Raw genomic sequence first — 14,080 nt, 5'->3', positions numbered from 1 at the left:
ATGCGGCGTTCAATTACGGCCCTGCTCGCCGGGGTGATCGCGACCGGCGCGATTGCAGCGGATAAGCGCCCGCCCTTGCCGACTTACACCCAGGCCTACACGCCGACGACGGTTGACGAACGGGGCATCTGGATGCTCGCCGACGACGAGGAGCGACAGCTTCGAGAGTCGCCGTCGATCATCAAGGATCGCGCGCTCAACGAGTATGTTCGTGGCGTGTTGTGCCGGACGGTTGGCGCGGACCGCTGCGCCTCCGTTCGCCTCTACATCCAGCAAATGCCGTTTTTCAACGCCACGATGAGCCCGAATGGGACGATGACCGTATGGTCGGGCCTGCTTCTCCGCGTGCGTAACGAGGCGGAACTCGGCTCGGTCCTTGGCCATGAGTTCGGTCATTTCGAGCTGCGGCACACGCTCCGAAGTTTCCGTAACAGACGTAGCGGGTCCGACCTGATGGCGTGGGCTTCGATCCTGATCCAGAATAGCAGCGATATTCGCTACAATGCCTGGGGCCAGATCTATGCGTTTGATCGGGCGCAAGAGCGCGACGCCGACATGATAGGTTTCCAGTATCTCTCCCGCTCGCAATACCCGTCCTCGGCCGCCGCCGATGTGTGGGATCACATGATGAGTGAGGCGGACGCGACGTCGATCGGACGCAAGGGCAGGGCACAACATAAGTATGTTGCCGGGTTCTTCGCCTCTCACCCAACCGATCTCGCTCGCGCCACTTACCTCCGTGCGGCTTCGATCGAGGCGGCCGACGTGAAGCCGGCGGTGGCCGACGCGCATCATGCCGCGATGGCCAAATGGCTGCCGGTGTTTCTTAATGACCAGATCAAGCTCAACGATTTCGGCGGGAGCGAATATGTCCTCGCCAATCTCGCGGAAAGCGGGGGCTGGACGACGCCACTGCTAATCGCGCGCGGCGATCTTTACCGCGAGCGCGGCAACCCGCGCGATCTCGTCAGCGCGGCGCAATTCTACCAGGAGGCGATTACCAAGGGCGACGCACCACCTGAGGCGTATCGTGGCCTCGGCCTGTCGCTCCTACGCAGTCAGCAGGTTGCCGATGGCCAGGCGGCCCTCACCACCTATCTCCGCCTCAAGCCCGCCGCCACCGACGCCGCGCTAATCGCGACTCTGGTTTCGCAATAGGGATGAACATGTCCAATCACCTGCTGATATTCGCAGCCGTCGCCATAGTCGCCACCGCCGCGCCGGTCGCGGCGGGCAACAAGCTGATCCCCGCCGGCCAGCGCATCGCCGTCGCCAAGTCGGCGATGACCGTTATGCCCGGCGTCGAATGGAACAAGCTCGCCGAGCGTCCCGGTCGCAATTCGGAAAGCTGGACGCAGGACGGCGACGAGCTCAACGAACTGACCTTCTACGGCGGGATCGAGCCCGGCAAGCCGCTGTTCCGAGAAGTCGACAAGAAGAACCAGCCGCTGCCCAAGGTGTCGGCGTCGATGCTGATCACCGACATTCCGGTGCTGCTCGAAAACAGCTACCGCATTGCGTTGAGCGCCGCATCGGTCGAGATCGACGGGATCGCGCCGATCGAGTTCGCCGGCAGCAAGGGCGTGCGTTTCACCTACACCTTCTCCAAACAGAACGAGACGCTGCAACGGCGCGGTGAAGCACGCGGTGCGGTGATTGGCGGGAAGCTGTATCTGGTGACGTACGAGGCGCCGAGCTTGTATTATTACGACCGTAGCGCGGCGGCTGCTCGGATGGTGGCGGACAGCGTGCGGTTTTGAGGACGCGCTTGTAAGTGAGGACGGCAAGGGTCCGAGCACGTTTCTCGGATCGTATGCGCCTTTTTTTCCGTCATCCTGACGAAAGTCAGGATCCAGAGCCAAGCCGGTCAGCGTTCCGTAACTCTGGATCCTGACTTTCGTCAGGATGACGGAGCGGGGGGCTCTGGTGGGGAGCGCGCCCGCCTAAGCGCGACGCGGGAGTAAATCCCGCGTCGTCGGCCGGGCCGTTGGTCCGCCGGCCGGGCTGGTGCCGTCTCGCGATTAGCCTTGGGCTAATCGCGAGACGGCTCGGCCTTACTTGCTTCTTTCGACCTGCTCGAACTCGAGCTCCACAGGCGTCGCACGCCCGAAGATCGACACCGAAACCTTGACGCGGCTGCGGTCGAAGTCGAGCTCTTCCACAAGCCCATTGAAGGTCGCAAACGGGCCGTCGAGGACCTTGACCTGATCGCCGATCTCGTAGTCGACCTTGACCTTCTGCTTGGGCGCAGCGGCGGCTTCTTCTTTGCTGTTCAGCATCCGCGTGGCTTCCGCCTCGCTGATCGCCTGCGGCTTGCCCATGCTGCCGAGGAAGCCGGTGACCTTCGGCGTGTTCTTGACGAGGTGATACACGTCGTCGTTCATGTTCAGCTTGGCGAGCACGTAGCCCGGCATGAACTTGCGCTCGACCGCGATCTTCTTGCCACGACGGGCCTCGGTGGTGGTTTCGGTCGGGACTTCGATCTGCTCGACCAGCTGTTCGAGACCCATTCGGGTCGCCTCGGCCATGATCGAGTCGCGGACCTTGCCCTCGAAGCCCGAATAGGCGTGAATGATGTACCAGCGCGCCATGACGGAACCTTGCTTACTGAGCGAGTTTGAGGAGGGCGGAGACGATCGCTTGCAGGATCGAGTCGACGCCCAGGAAGAACAGCGCGAGGATCGTCGTCATGATCACCACCATCACGCCGGTCATGACCGTCTCGCGACGCGTCGGCCACGTGACCTTCGCGGTCTCGTTGCGGACCTGCTGGATGAATTCGAGGGGGGACGTCTTCGCCACGATGTTCTTCGAACCCGCTGATTGAGAAACTGAGATGCGAGGCATAGACCCACTAGCCGCTCCCTGTGAAGGGCAGCGGCGCCAAGTCCGTCCTCGCTGTCGGAAGCGCGGCAGATAGCTTCCACCCGTCGTGAAAGCAAGTGCGCGGCAGGAGAGGGGCGGGCGTCGTATCGAAAGCGACACGGCGGTGACCGGGAGAAGTGGCGGGGGAGAGCGCTTGGGTCACTCGATCCCCCGCACGATCGTCTTGCCGGTGCCGGTTTGACCGGCGGCTCCGCTCCCACGGTTTCTCTTTATCGTTCGGCTTGACGACGGCACCCGAGGTGTACGCCGAACGCAGGCGAAAAAAAAGGCCGGTACAAGACCGGCCGTGAAAGTTTTTAGGAGAGGATGCCTGAAAGGCCTGAGTGTTGTGCATCGCAGCAGATGATTTCTCAAGTGCGCAATATGCATCAAGGAATGCATTTTCTGCAATCGTGATGGGCGCACAAAGGCGGCGAGTGCAATCACCGCAATTTTTTTCAAAAATTTAAAGGGGGTGGCAGGAGTGCTCGGATTCGAACCGAGGGCCTTCGGTTTTGGAGACCGACGCTCTAACCAACTGAGCTACACTCCTACACGGACGCGCCCCTTACCCAGCGTTTTCGGGAAGGGCAAGCGTCTCGCGTGCAATTCGTGATCATCGGGATGATCCGTTGCACGCGACCGTGTTTGCCCGTTAACCGTACGCCGTATTGCGACATGTAGGAAAGCGTAATCGTATGAAGGCGGGATTGATGATGCTGGCGCTGCCGGTCGCGGCGTTGCTCATGGGGGCGGGGCCGGTTCCGCAGGTGCCGGACCTCGGGCCGCAGCTCGAACGCTTCACCTACCCGTGGCCGGTCCAGACGATGGAAGTCGATATCGTCGGCACGCCTGCGCAGATGGCGTTCATGGATATCGCGCCGCAGCGACCCAATGGTCGCACCGTCGTCCTGCTCCACGGCAAGAACTTCTGCGGCGCGACCTGGGGCAGCACCGCGCGGGCGCTGAGCGAAGTCGGCTACCGCGTGATCGTCCCCGATCAGATCGGCTTCTGCAAATCGTCCAAGCCCCGCGCGGCACAGTATAGCTTCGAAATGCTGGCGACGTTCACCAAGCGGCTGCTCGAATCGCGTGGTATCACGCGGGCGACGATCGTCGGGCACTCGATGGGCGGCATGCTCGCGATGCGGTACGCCATTCTCTACCCGGCGTCGGTCGAGAAGCTGGTGCTCGTCAATCCGCTCGGTCTCAAGGATCGCGGCGAAGAGGGCGTGCCCTATACCGACGTCGACACGCTCTGGGCGAACGAGAAGAAGACGAGCTACGCCTCGATCAAGGCGTATCAGCTGGAGAACTATTACCACGGCGTATGGAAGCCATCCTATGATCGCTGGGTCTGGATGCAGGCTGGCATGTACCAAGGGGCAGGGCGCGACTCCGTTGCGCTCGCGCAGGCCAAGACCAGCGAGATGATTAAGACGCAACCGGTCGCGCACGAACTCTACCGGATCACGCCTTCGACGACCTTGATAATCGGGACGCTGGACAAGACCGCGTTCGGCCGGGCGCAGGCGCCGGCGAACTTGCGCAAGTTCCTCGAACCGGTGCCGATGATCGCGCCGCGGGCGGTGAAGCAGATGCCGAATGCGAACCTGGTGATGCTCGAGGGGCTGGGCCACTCGCCGCAGGTCGAGGACCCTGCGCGATTCGAGAAGACGCTGCTTGCTGTGCTCGGGACGCGTTCGCGGTAGAGCAGGCCGGGCGATCCTCCCCTGTTAGGGGGAGGTGGCTGGCCCTTGCCAGACGGAGGGGGAGGGGGCGAGAACGCAGGTTTCGTGTTCCTCCCCCTCCGTCACCTGCGGTGCACCTCCCCCTGGCGGGGGAGGATGAGAGAGGTGTCGTCGGCGGACTCGCTTGAGCCAGTGTCTCCGCTTGAAACCAATAGGCTACCCACACCCAAACCGATTCCTCCCCGTTGACCCCGACCCCGTCCTGACATATAGCCGCGGCCTGTTCTTCGGGAGTGTTTCCCGCCGGGCATGCTTGAACATTGCTGGATGCATTCCAGGACCTGAGGGGCGCTCCCGCGTTCCTATGGTCCTTTTTGTATTCTCAGGCGCCTCATGGCTCCAGCAAAGTAACCACTTGAAAGGTGAAGGCTTCAATGCCGACGATCAACCAGCTGGTCCGCAAGGGCCGCGATCCGCAGAAGGCCAAGTCGAAGGTCCCTGCGATGGAAGCAAATCCGCAGAAGCGTGGCGTTTGCACGCGCGTCTACACGACGACCCCGAAGAAGCCGAACTCGGCTCTGCGCAAGGTGGCCAAGGTTCGCCTGACCAACCAGCGCGAAGTCATCAGCTACATCCCGGGCGAGGGCCACAATCTTCAGGAGCATTCGGTTGTCCTGATCCGTGGCGGTCGTGTCCGCGATCTTCCCGGTGTTCGCTATCACGTCCTGCGCGGCGTGCTCGATACACAGGGTGTGAAGGACCGGCGTCAGTCGCGTTCCAAGTACGGCGCCAAGCGTCCGAAGTAAGCCGATCGCTCATATTTGCGATCATCAAGGCTGAAGTTTAGAAGGAATACAAAATGGCACGTCGTCGTCGTCCCGAAAAGCGGGTCATCCTGCCTGATCCCAAGTTCGGGGATGAGGTTCTGTCTAAGTTCATGAACAGCGTCATGCTGGACGGCAAGAAGTCCGTCGCAGAACTGATCGTGTACGGTGCATTCGAAACCGTCGAACAGCGCGCCAAGCGTGATCCGATCGGCGTTTTCCACGATGCGCTGAACAACGTGAAGCCGGGCATCGAAGTCCGTTCGCGCCGCGTCGGTGGTGCAACGTACCAGGTGCCGGTCGAGGTTCGTCCCGAGCGTGCACAGGCGCTGGCGATTCGCTGGCTGATCGGTGCGGCGCGTTCGCGCAGCGAGAACACGATGGCCGCACGGCTATCGGGTGAACTGATGGATGCCGCCAACAACCGTGGCAACGCGGTCAAGAAGCGTGAAGATACGCACCGGATGGCGGAAGCCAACCGTGCATTCTCGCACTACCGCTGGTAACAGCGGGCTTCCTGCCGCTGGTAACAGCGGGCTTTGAAGCCTAGCATTGCTATCCGTGTGACGGGCGGTCTTTCGCCTGTCATGCAAACACCTATATATTGGGGAGCCGGCACGTTCGGCTCCCCATATCCTTAAGGAAGCACGATCATGGCCCGCAGCCATCCGCTCGACCGTTACCGCAACATCGGCATCATGGCGCACATCGACGCCGGTAAGACGACGACGACCGAGCGCATCCTCTATTACACCGGCAAGTCCTACAAGATCGGCGAAGTGCACGAAGGCACCGCGACGATGGATTGGATGGAGCAGGAGCAGGAGCGCGGGATCACGATCACGTCGGCTGCGACCACCTGCAAGTGGCGCGCCGAAGAAGGTAAGGGCGAAGAGCACCTTATCAACATCATCGATACGCCTGGCCACGTCGACTTCACGATCGAAGTCGAGCGTTCGCTCCGCGTGCTCGATGGCGCGGTCGCATGCTTCGACGGCGTTGCCGGCGTCGAGCCGCAGTCCGAGACCGTGTGGCGTCAGGCCGACAAGTACGGCGTGCCGCGCATGTGCTTCGTCAACAAGCTCGATCGCACCGGCGCCGATTTCTACTTCTGCGTGAACTCGATCATCGATCGTCTCGGTGCGCGTCCGGCCGTGCTGTATCTTCCGATCGGCATGGAAGGCGGCTTCAAGGGCCTCGTCGATCTCGTCGAGAACCGCGCGATCATCTGGCTCGAAGAGAGCCTCGGCGCGAAGTTCGAATATGCCGAGATCCCTGAGGATCTGGTCGAGAAGGCCGCGAAGTATCGCAGCGAGCTGATCGAGATGGCCGTCGAGCAGGACGACGCCCTTATGGAGGCGTATCTCGAAGGTAACGAGCCGAGCGTCGCCGACCTCAAGAAGCTGATCCGCAAGGGTACGCTGAGCATGGCGTTCGTCCCCGTCGTTTGCGGTTCGGCGTTCAAGAACAAGGGCGTCCAGCCCCTGCTCGACGCCGTCGTCGACTATCTGCCTTCGCCGCTCGACGTTCCCGCGATCCAGGGTCTGAAGCTCGACGGCGTGACGCCGGACGAGCGTCCTTCGTCGGACGACGTTCCGTTCTCGGCACTGGCGTTCAAGATCATGAACGATCCGTTCGTCGGCACGCTGACCTTCGCCCGCATCTACTCGGGCAAGCTGGAGACCGCATCGCAGGTCACCAACTCGGTCAAGGACAAGAAGGAAAAGGTCGGCCGCATGCTGCTTATGCATGCGAACAGCCGTGAGGACATCCAGGAGGCTTTCGCTGGCGACATCGTCGCTCTCGCGGGTCTCAAGGATACCACGACCGGTGACACGCTCTGCGCGATGAACGCACCGATCATTCTCGAGCGGATGGAATTCCCCGAGCCCGTGATCGAGCTGTCGGTGGAGCCGAAGACCAAGGCAGACCAGGAGAAGATGGGCGTCGCGCTCAATCGTCTCGCACGTGAAGATCCTTCGTTCCGCGTTTCGTCGGACCCTGAGTCGGGTCAGACCATCATCAAGGGCATGGGCGAGCTCCATCTCGAGATCCTGGTCGATCGCATGAAGCGTGAGTTCAAGGTCGAGGCGAACGTCGGCGCTCCTCAGGTCGCATATCGCGAGTATCTGAAGAAGCCGGTGGACGTCGACTACACGCACAAGAAGCAGTCCGGTGGTACCGGCCAGTTCGGTCGCGTGAAGGTGAAGGTCACGCCGGGCGAGCGCGGTTCGGGCATCACGTTCAAGGACGAGATCAAGGGCGGCAACATTCCCAAGGAATATCTGCCTGCGATCGAGAAGGGCTTCCGCGAAACCGCTGCGTCGGGTTCGCTGGTCGGCTTCCCGATCATCGATTTCGAGATCGTGCTGTATGATGGCGCGTATCACGACGTCGACTCGTCGGCACTTGCGTTCGAAATCTGTGCACGTGGCGCAATGCGCGAAGTCGCACAGAAGTCGGGCATCACGTTGCTCGAGCCGGTCATGAAGGTCGAGGTCGTCACCCCGGAGGATTATCTGGGCGACGTCATCGGCGACATGAACAGCCGTCGTGGCCAGATCCAGGGCACCGACAGCCGCGGCAACGCGCAGACGGTCGAGGCGATGGTCCCGCTGGCCAACATGTTCGGCTACGTGAACTCGCTCCGTTCGTTCACGCAGGGTCGCGCGAACTACTCGATGCAGTTCTCGCACTATGACGAAGTGCCGCAGAACGTTGCTGACGAGGTGAAGGCTAAGCTGGCGTAAGCCCGAGGCGCACCGAGCCAGGTTTTCTTGGCTCGGGGACGCCGAACGGCCGGCCGGCATCGGTCAGCGACCGAAGTTCGACGACGCGGAATTTACTTCCGCGTCGGCCTCTCCCCAAGCAGGGGCTGGCGCAACGCTTTAACAGCCGCTATTGGGCCGCGTTCGCGCGGTTCCCGGGGTGGCACCGGAATACGAATCAGAAGGTAGGAAACAATGGCCAAGGCAAAATTTGAGCGGAACAAGCCGCATCTCAACATCGGCACCATCGGTCACGTCGATCATGGCAAGACGTCGCTCACCGCTGCGATCACGAAGGTTCTGGCAGAGACGACTGGCGGTACCGCCGTCGACTTCGCCAACATCGACAAGGCTCCCGAGGAGCGCGAGCGCGGCATCACGATCTCGACCGCACACGTCGAGTACGAGACGGCCAACCGTCACTACGCGCACGTCGATTGCCCGGGCCACGCCGATTATGTGAAGAACATGATCACCGGCGCAGCCCAGATGGACGGCGCGATCCTCGTCGTTTCGGCGACCGATGGCCCGATGCCACAGACCCGTGAGCACATCCTGCTCGCACGCCAGGTCGGCGTGCCTGCAATGGTCGTGTTCATGAACAAGGTCGATCTGGTCGACGACGAGGAAATCCTCGAGCTGGTCGAGATGGAAATCCGCGAGCTGCTCAGCTCGTACGACTTCCCGGGCGACGACATCCCCGTCATCAAGGGTTCGGCTACCTGCGCACTGTCGGGCTCGAACCAGAAGCTCGGCGCCGACGCCGTCACCGAGCTGATGCAGGCTGTCGACGATTACATCCCGCAGCCTGAGCGTCCGCTCGACAAGCCGTTCATGATGCCGATCGAGGACGTGTTCTCGATCTCGGGTCGTGGTACGGTCGTCACCGGCCGCGTCGAGACCGGCATCGTCAAGGTTGGCGAGGAAGTCGAGATCGTCGGCATCCACCCGACCGTCCGCAAGACCACGGTCACGGGCGTCGAGATGTTCCGCAAGCTGCTCGACCAGGGCCAGGCTGGCGATAACGTCGGCGCACTGATCCGCGGCGTCGCACGCGACGAAGTCGAGCGTGGTCAGGTGCTCTGCAAGCCAGGCACGATCAAGCCGCACACCGACTTCAACTCGGAAGTGTACGTGCTGTCGAAGGAAGAGGGTGGCCGTCACACGCCGTTCTTCGCCAACTACCGCCCGCAGTTCTACTTCCGTACGACGGACGTGACCGGCACCGTCGAGCTGCCTGAGGGCACCGAGATGGTCATGCCAGGCGACAACGTGTCGCTCGGCATCAAGCTGATCGCACCGATCGCCATGGACGTGGGCCAGCGCTTCACGATCCGCGAAGGCGGCCGTACCGTCGGTGCAGGCGTCGTCAGCCAGATCGACAAGTAAGCATCCTCTCCTTCGGGAGGTGATCGAAAAGAGCCCGGCTTCTCGCGAGAGAGGCCGGGCTTTTTCGTGTTTGGGTGTGCTGGGTGGTGGCCGAGTGGATTGGGCAGTTTAAGCCGTGGGAAATCCAAGGCGCGCACACCGATACAGTCACAAAGTCACTTAAGCGTGTCGTTGTTGCGATTGGGTAGCGCGAACCGCTAGGTACTGACTTGTGGCATCTGCCCTCGCCCAATTGCAAACACCCGCGTGTAAGTGCAGGCTGTCTTAATGAGGAGCCTAACTCTCGCAGTGCTAGCTGCTCTACGGATCCCAATGGGCGTGGGGTTGACTGAGGCTCGGCCGCTCGAAGCGGATTTTGCCGACGCTGCTTTGCCACAACCCAAGCAAGCGCTCACGTTGTCCGGACCAATAGCGACCTTATCGAAGGTGCTGAAGCAACTTACATCTCAGCCGCATTCGTGGAGCGCGGCCCCGGTCGAAAAGTCGGGTAATGTAGCTAGCGTACGTTTGAGTTGGCCAGGTCAGTTCAGCTACAAGGATTTAGGTGGTATTCTCTACCTGGTACAACTGAACGGCTTGACCATTTCCGATACCGAACTGCTGTTGCAGAATTTCTGACGGCAATCTGCCGTGTAATGTCGGTATTTATGGTGGAGTTAGGAAGAGTAGCAGAGAACTCGCGAATCCTCCCCCACTAGGGGGAGGTGGCGCCGGAGGCGTCGGAGGGGGAGGGGGCGATTAGCTCTGGATTACGGTTCGGCGTCGGAGTGCGATGGACGTGATCTGGCGGACGACGTCGTCGAGGTTTGCCAGCATTTCTCGGGCTGGGTAGCGGAGGACTTGGATGTTTTGCGCCGTTAGCCAGGCGTCGCGGGTTGCGTCTCGTTCAGGGCGGTTGCCGTGGTTGTGGGCTTCGCCGTCTACCTCGATCGCGAGTCGGGCTGGGGCGCAGTAGAAGTCCAGGACGTAGGGGCCTGCTGCGTGTTGCTTTCGGAAGCGTAGGCCTTCGTCATTGGCACGCAGCGCTAGCCAGAGCGCTATCTCGGGCGGGGTCATCTGTTTGCGCAAGCGCTTGGCGTTGTTTTGGCCGGGTAGGGATCCTTCGAGCCGCATCGCTTACCTCCCCCTCCGTCACGCTTTGCGTGCCACCTCCCCCTGGCGGGGGAGGATCGAGTAGCGGCGCGATCTTAGCGGCAGAGCGTGGCCAGCTACAAGCCTCCCCCGCTAGGGGGAGGTGGCACGCAGAGCGTGACGGAGGGGGAGGGTAGGGCGCCCTTCGTTATTGTCGGTCGCCTGGAAAACCCGCAGCCCCCGGTTGCATTTCAACCGACTCTCCCGTAATGGCCCGCCTTCGGTTTAAACATCAACCAGCAAGAGCCCGGAAACGGGCCCGCTCTTTCGCATCGGTAGGGACTATGGACAGCAATATCCGCATTCGTCTGAAGGCGTTCGATCACCGTGTGCTTGATCAGGCCACTGGCGACATCGCCGACACCGCACGCCGCACTGGCGCGCTCATCCGCGGTCCGATTCCCCTTCCGACGCGCATCGAAAAGTTCACCGTGAACCGCGGCCCGCACATCGACAAGAAGTCGCGCGAGCAGTTCGAGGTGCGCACGTACAAGCGTATGCTGGATATCGTCCAGCCGACGCCGCAGACGGTCGATGCGCTGATGAAGCTGGACCTCGCAGCAGGGGTGGACGTAGAGATCAAGCTGGCCTAAGGGCTGGCGCGGCGCGGTCGACCAGCAATGGTCCCGCGCCGCTCTACATTGGGATACCGCCGTCGGTGCAAACCGACGGGGCAGCGTCCCCCGTCACGCTTCCGCATTTGCAGAAGCACCAGCCCGGGACGGGGGCACGTTTCGTATTTACCGGGTTGAACCGACTCCATTCAGGGCTTTTGCCGGGGATGGGGTCAGGTGGACGCATCATGGAGCTCGCTCCGGACATGGTCCGCAAGCCCCCGAGGAATAGTCCGACGGGGCCTCTGTCTAGGAAGGGACAAGATCATGCGTACTGGCGTGATCGCGAAGAAGATGGGGATGACCCGCCTGTTCCAGGAAGATGGTCGGCACGTGCCGGTCACCGTTCTGGCACTCGAAGGCAATCAGGTCGTTTCCGTTCGCGAAATGGATCGTGACGGCTACACTGCCGTCCAGCTTGGTGCAGGTGTCGCCAAGTCGAAGAATGTCGCAAAGCCGCAGCGCGGCCATTTCGGCAAGGCCGAAGTGGAGCCCAAGGCTGTCGTCCATGAGTTCCGTGTGAACGCAGACGGCCTGCTCGACGTCGGCGCCGAAATCTCGGCCGACCACTACGTCGCAGGCCAGATCGTCGATATCCAGGGCAAGACCCAGGGTAAGGGCTTCCAGGGTGGCATGAAGCGTTGGGGCTTTGGTGGTCTGCGGGCAACCCACGGCGTGTCGGTCTCGCACCGTTCGCTCGGTTCGACCGGTCAGCGCCAGGATCCGGGCAAGGTCTTCAAGAACAAGAAGATGGCCGGCCACATGGGCGACAAGTATCGCACCCAGCAGAACCTCGAGATCGTATCGACGGACGTCGAGCGTGGTCTCCTGTTCGTCAAGGGTTCGGTTCCTGGCTCCAAGGGCGGCTGGCTCTTCGTCAAGGACTCGGTGAAGGTCGCGCGCCACGCCGACGCACCGTTCCCCGCCGGTCTCAAGACCGCAAACAGCAACACCGCAAGCGACACGCCGGCCGAAACGACCGACGCGCCCGCAGCGACCGACGGCCAGGAGGGCTGAGCGTGAAGATCAAGGTTTCATCTTTCGCCGGCACTGACGCAGCGGACATCGAGCTCAGCGACGAGGTCTTCGGCCTCGATCCGCGCGCCGACATCCTGCACCGTGTCGTCACCTGGCAACTCGAGAAGCGTCGCGAGACGGCTCGTGGCACCCGTGAGCGCGCAGACGTCGCTCGCACCGGCAAGAAGTTCGGTCGCCAGAAGGGCGGCGGTACGGCTCGTCACGGCGATCGTCGCGCACCTGTGTTCATCGGTGGTGGTAAGGCACACGGCGCCCGCGTCCGTGACTTCAACCCTTCGCTGAACAAGAAGGTTCGCTCGCTCGGCCTGCGGATGGCTCTCAGCAGTCACGCCAAGGCGGGCTCGCTGGTCATCATGGACAGCCTGGCTGTCGAGGGTGGCAAGACCAAGACGCTGCAGGGCGATCTCGCAAAGCTCGGCTTCGGCAAGCGTGCGCTCGTCATTGACGGCGACATGGTCGACACCAGCTTCGCATTCGCTGCGGGCAACCTGTACGAAGTGAACGTGATGCCGGCTGCCGGCGCGAACGTTTACGACATCCTGAAGCATGACACGCTGGTGCTGACTCGCGCCGCTGTCGAAAAGCTGGAGGCGCGCTTCCATGGCTAAGAAGCAGAAGGCGGGCATCGATAATCGTCATTACGACGTTATCCTCGCGCCGCACATCACCGAGAAGACGACGACCCTGTCGGAGTTCAACGCGGTTGTGTTCAAGGTATCGAACGATGCCACGAAGCCCGAGATCAAGGCGGCCGTTGAGGCGCTGTTCGACGTGAACGTCGTCGGCGTGAACACGCTCGTCCAGAAGGGCAAGACCAAGAAGTGGAAGGGCACGAACTACTCGCGCTCCGACATGAAAAAGGCAATCGTGACGTTGAAGGACGGTCAGTCCATCGACGTGACGACGGGGATCTGAGGCCATGGCACTCAAGCATTATAATCCGACATCGCCGGCACGCCGCGGTCTCATCCTGGTCGACAAGTCGTCGCTCTGGAAGGGTCGCCCCGTCAAGGCGCTGACCGAAGGTAAGCACAAGACCGGCGGTCGTAACAACAAGGGCCATGTGACCTCGCGCGGCATCGCCGGCGGTCACAAGCAGAAGTACCGCTACATCGACTTCAAGCGTCGCAAGTGGGACGTCGAAGGCACTGTCGAGCGGATCGAGTATGATCCCAACCGCACCGCGTTCATCGCTCTGGTCAAGTACCCGGACGAAGAGCTCGCCTACATCCTGGCGCCACAGCGTCTGGCCGTCGGCGACAAGGTCCTCGCGGCAAAGAAGACCGACGTGAAGCCAGGCAATGCCATGGAACTCGGTCAGATGCCGGTCGGCACCATCGTCCACAACGTGGAGATGAAGCCGATGAAGGGTGGCCAGATCGCCCGTTCGGCCGGCACGTACGTGCAGGTCGTCGGTCGCGATAAGGGCATGGTGATGGTCCGCCTGAACTCGGGCGAGCAGCGCTACATCCGCAGCGATTGCATGGCGACGGTTGGCGCGGTCTCGAACCCCGACAACCAGAACCAGAACCTGGGCAAGGCAGGCCGTTCGCGCTGGATGGGCATCCGTCCTCTGACGCGTGGCGTCGCCAAGAACCCGGTCGACCATCCGCACGGCGGTGGTGAAGGCCGTACCTCGGGTGGCCGTCATCCGGTTACGCCTTGGGGCAAGCCGACGAAGGGTGCGCGCACGCGTCATAACAAGTCGACCGACAAGATGATCATCCGGTCGCGTCATTCGACGAAGAGGAAGGGCTAAC

General features: G+C 61.9%; 16 protein-coding genes and 1 tRNA gene. 13 read left to right on the top strand and 4 right to left on the bottom strand.

The window, feature by feature from the left end:
• Both O6W96_RS06485 and O6W96_RS06480 read left to right on the top strand, forming a co-directional pair.
• Window positions 1–1,158, top strand: a complete 1,158-nt coding sequence (locus tag O6W96_RS06485; protein ID WP_353468796.1) for a M48 family metalloprotease — start codon at window positions 1–3, stop codon at window positions 1,156–1,158.
• Window positions 1,159–1,166: 8 nt separating this feature from the next.
• Window positions 1,167–1,760 (top strand): hypothetical protein, encoded by a 594-nt coding sequence (locus O6W96_RS06480; protein WP_353468795.1) that lies wholly within the window; start codon window positions 1,167–1,169, stop codon window positions 1,758–1,760.
• A 294-nt stretch (window positions 1,761–2,054) separates the two neighbouring features.
• Here O6W96_RS06480 and nusG read toward each other — a convergent pair whose 3' ends face one another.
• The 3 genes from nusG to O6W96_RS06465 all read right to left on the bottom strand — a co-directional run bounded on the left by nusG (window position 2,055) and on the right by O6W96_RS06465 (window position 3,418).
• Window positions 2,055–2,591, bottom strand: a complete 537-nt coding sequence (nusG, locus tag O6W96_RS06475; RefSeq protein ID WP_055872668.1) for a transcription termination/antitermination protein NusG — start codon at window positions 2,589–2,591, stop codon at window positions 2,055–2,057.
• A 13-nt stretch (window positions 2,592–2,604) separates the two neighbouring features.
• Window positions 2,605–2,802: a preprotein translocase subunit SecE gene (gene secE / locus O6W96_RS06470; RefSeq protein ID WP_056047594.1), complete on the bottom strand. Its 198-nt coding sequence runs from the start codon at window positions 2,800–2,802 to the stop codon at window positions 2,605–2,607.
• A gap of 539 nt (window positions 2,803–3,341) precedes the next feature.
• Window positions 3,342–3,418: transfer RNA gene (locus tag O6W96_RS06465), tRNA-Trp, on the bottom strand.
• A 145-nt stretch (window positions 3,419–3,563) separates the two neighbouring features.
• On the opposite strand from O6W96_RS06465, the gene O6W96_RS06460 reads away from it, so the two are divergent.
• The 6 genes from O6W96_RS06460 (at window position 3,564) to O6W96_RS06435 (ending at window position 10,155) form a co-directional block, all read left to right on the top strand.
• The gene (locus O6W96_RS06460) at window positions 3,564–4,577 is read left to right on the top strand and encodes an alpha/beta fold hydrolase (RefSeq protein ID WP_353468794.1); all 1,014 of its coding nucleotides are present in this window, start codon (window positions 3,564–3,566) and stop codon (window positions 4,575–4,577) included.
• A 413-nt stretch (window positions 4,578–4,990) separates the two neighbouring features.
• On the top strand, window positions 4,991–5,362 hold the full coding sequence (gene rpsL / locus O6W96_RS06455) for a 30S ribosomal protein S12 (RefSeq protein ID WP_010164594.1): 372 nt from the start codon (window positions 4,991–4,993) through the stop codon (window positions 5,360–5,362).
• Window positions 5,363–5,415: 53 nt separating this feature from the next.
• Window positions 5,416–5,886: a 30S ribosomal protein S7 gene (rpsG, locus tag O6W96_RS06450; protein WP_055872660.1), complete on the top strand. Its 471-nt coding sequence runs from the start codon at window positions 5,416–5,418 to the stop codon at window positions 5,884–5,886.
• A gap of 147 nt (window positions 5,887–6,033) precedes the next feature.
• Entirely contained in the window at window positions 6,034–8,130 is a 2,097-nt protein-coding gene (gene fusA / locus O6W96_RS06445) for an elongation factor G (protein ID WP_133031704.1), read from the top strand.
• A gap of 213 nt (window positions 8,131–8,343) precedes the next feature.
• Window positions 8,344–9,537, top strand: coding sequence for an elongation factor Tu (gene tuf / locus O6W96_RS06440; protein WP_031393767.1), 1,194 nt, complete (start codon window positions 8,344–8,346; stop codon window positions 9,535–9,537).
• Window positions 9,538–9,849: 312 nt separating this feature from the next.
• Window positions 9,850–10,155 (top strand): hypothetical protein, encoded by a 306-nt coding sequence (locus O6W96_RS06435; RefSeq protein WP_353468793.1) that lies wholly within the window; start codon window positions 9,850–9,852, stop codon window positions 10,153–10,155.
• Between the two features lie 120 nt (window positions 10,156–10,275).
• Here O6W96_RS06435 and O6W96_RS06430 read toward each other — a convergent pair whose 3' ends face one another.
• On the bottom strand, window positions 10,276–10,650 hold the full coding sequence (locus O6W96_RS06430) for an endonuclease domain-containing protein (RefSeq protein WP_353468792.1): 375 nt from the start codon (window positions 10,648–10,650) through the stop codon (window positions 10,276–10,278).
• A gap of 302 nt (window positions 10,651–10,952) precedes the next feature.
• Between O6W96_RS06430 and rpsJ the strand changes: the two genes are divergently transcribed.
• From rpsJ to rplB, 5 genes are all read left to right on the top strand, one after another.
• Complete coding sequence (gene rpsJ / locus O6W96_RS06425) at window positions 10,953–11,261, top strand: 30S ribosomal protein S10 (RefSeq protein ID WP_007406109.1); 309 nt, start codon at window positions 10,953–10,955, stop codon at window positions 11,259–11,261.
• Between the two features lie 288 nt (window positions 11,262–11,549).
• Window positions 11,550–12,299 carry a 50S ribosomal protein L3 gene (rplC, locus tag O6W96_RS06420; RefSeq protein ID WP_353468791.1) on the top strand — a complete coding sequence of 250 codons (750 nt, stop codon included), beginning with the start codon at window positions 11,550–11,552 and terminating at the stop codon, window positions 12,297–12,299.
• 2 nt (window positions 12,300–12,301) lie between these two features.
• Entirely contained in the window at window positions 12,302–12,928 is a 627-nt protein-coding gene (gene rplD / locus O6W96_RS06415) for a 50S ribosomal protein L4 (RefSeq protein ID WP_353468790.1), read from the top strand.
• On the top strand, window positions 12,921–13,235 hold the full coding sequence (locus O6W96_RS06410) for a 50S ribosomal protein L23 (RefSeq protein ID WP_056047618.1): 315 nt from the start codon (window positions 12,921–12,923) through the stop codon (window positions 13,233–13,235). The genes rplD and O6W96_RS06410 overlap by 8 nt, the downstream gene beginning before the upstream one ends.
• 4 nt (window positions 13,236–13,239) lie before the next feature.
• Window positions 13,240–14,079, top strand: coding sequence for a 50S ribosomal protein L2 (gene rplB / locus O6W96_RS06405; protein ID WP_055872649.1), 840 nt, complete (start codon window positions 13,240–13,242; stop codon window positions 14,077–14,079).
• The last annotated feature ends 1 nt before the right edge of the window (window position 14,080 follow it).

Origin of the sequence: Sphingomonas faeni, assembly GCF_040407495.1 — a bacterium.
GTDB classification, from domain to species: domain Bacteria; phylum Pseudomonadota; class Alphaproteobacteria; order Sphingomonadales; family Sphingomonadaceae; genus Sphingomonas; species Sphingomonas faeni_D.
The sequence above is the reverse complement of the archived record's forward strand: the minus strand, read 5'-3'. Positions and strand labels throughout refer to the sequence as shown.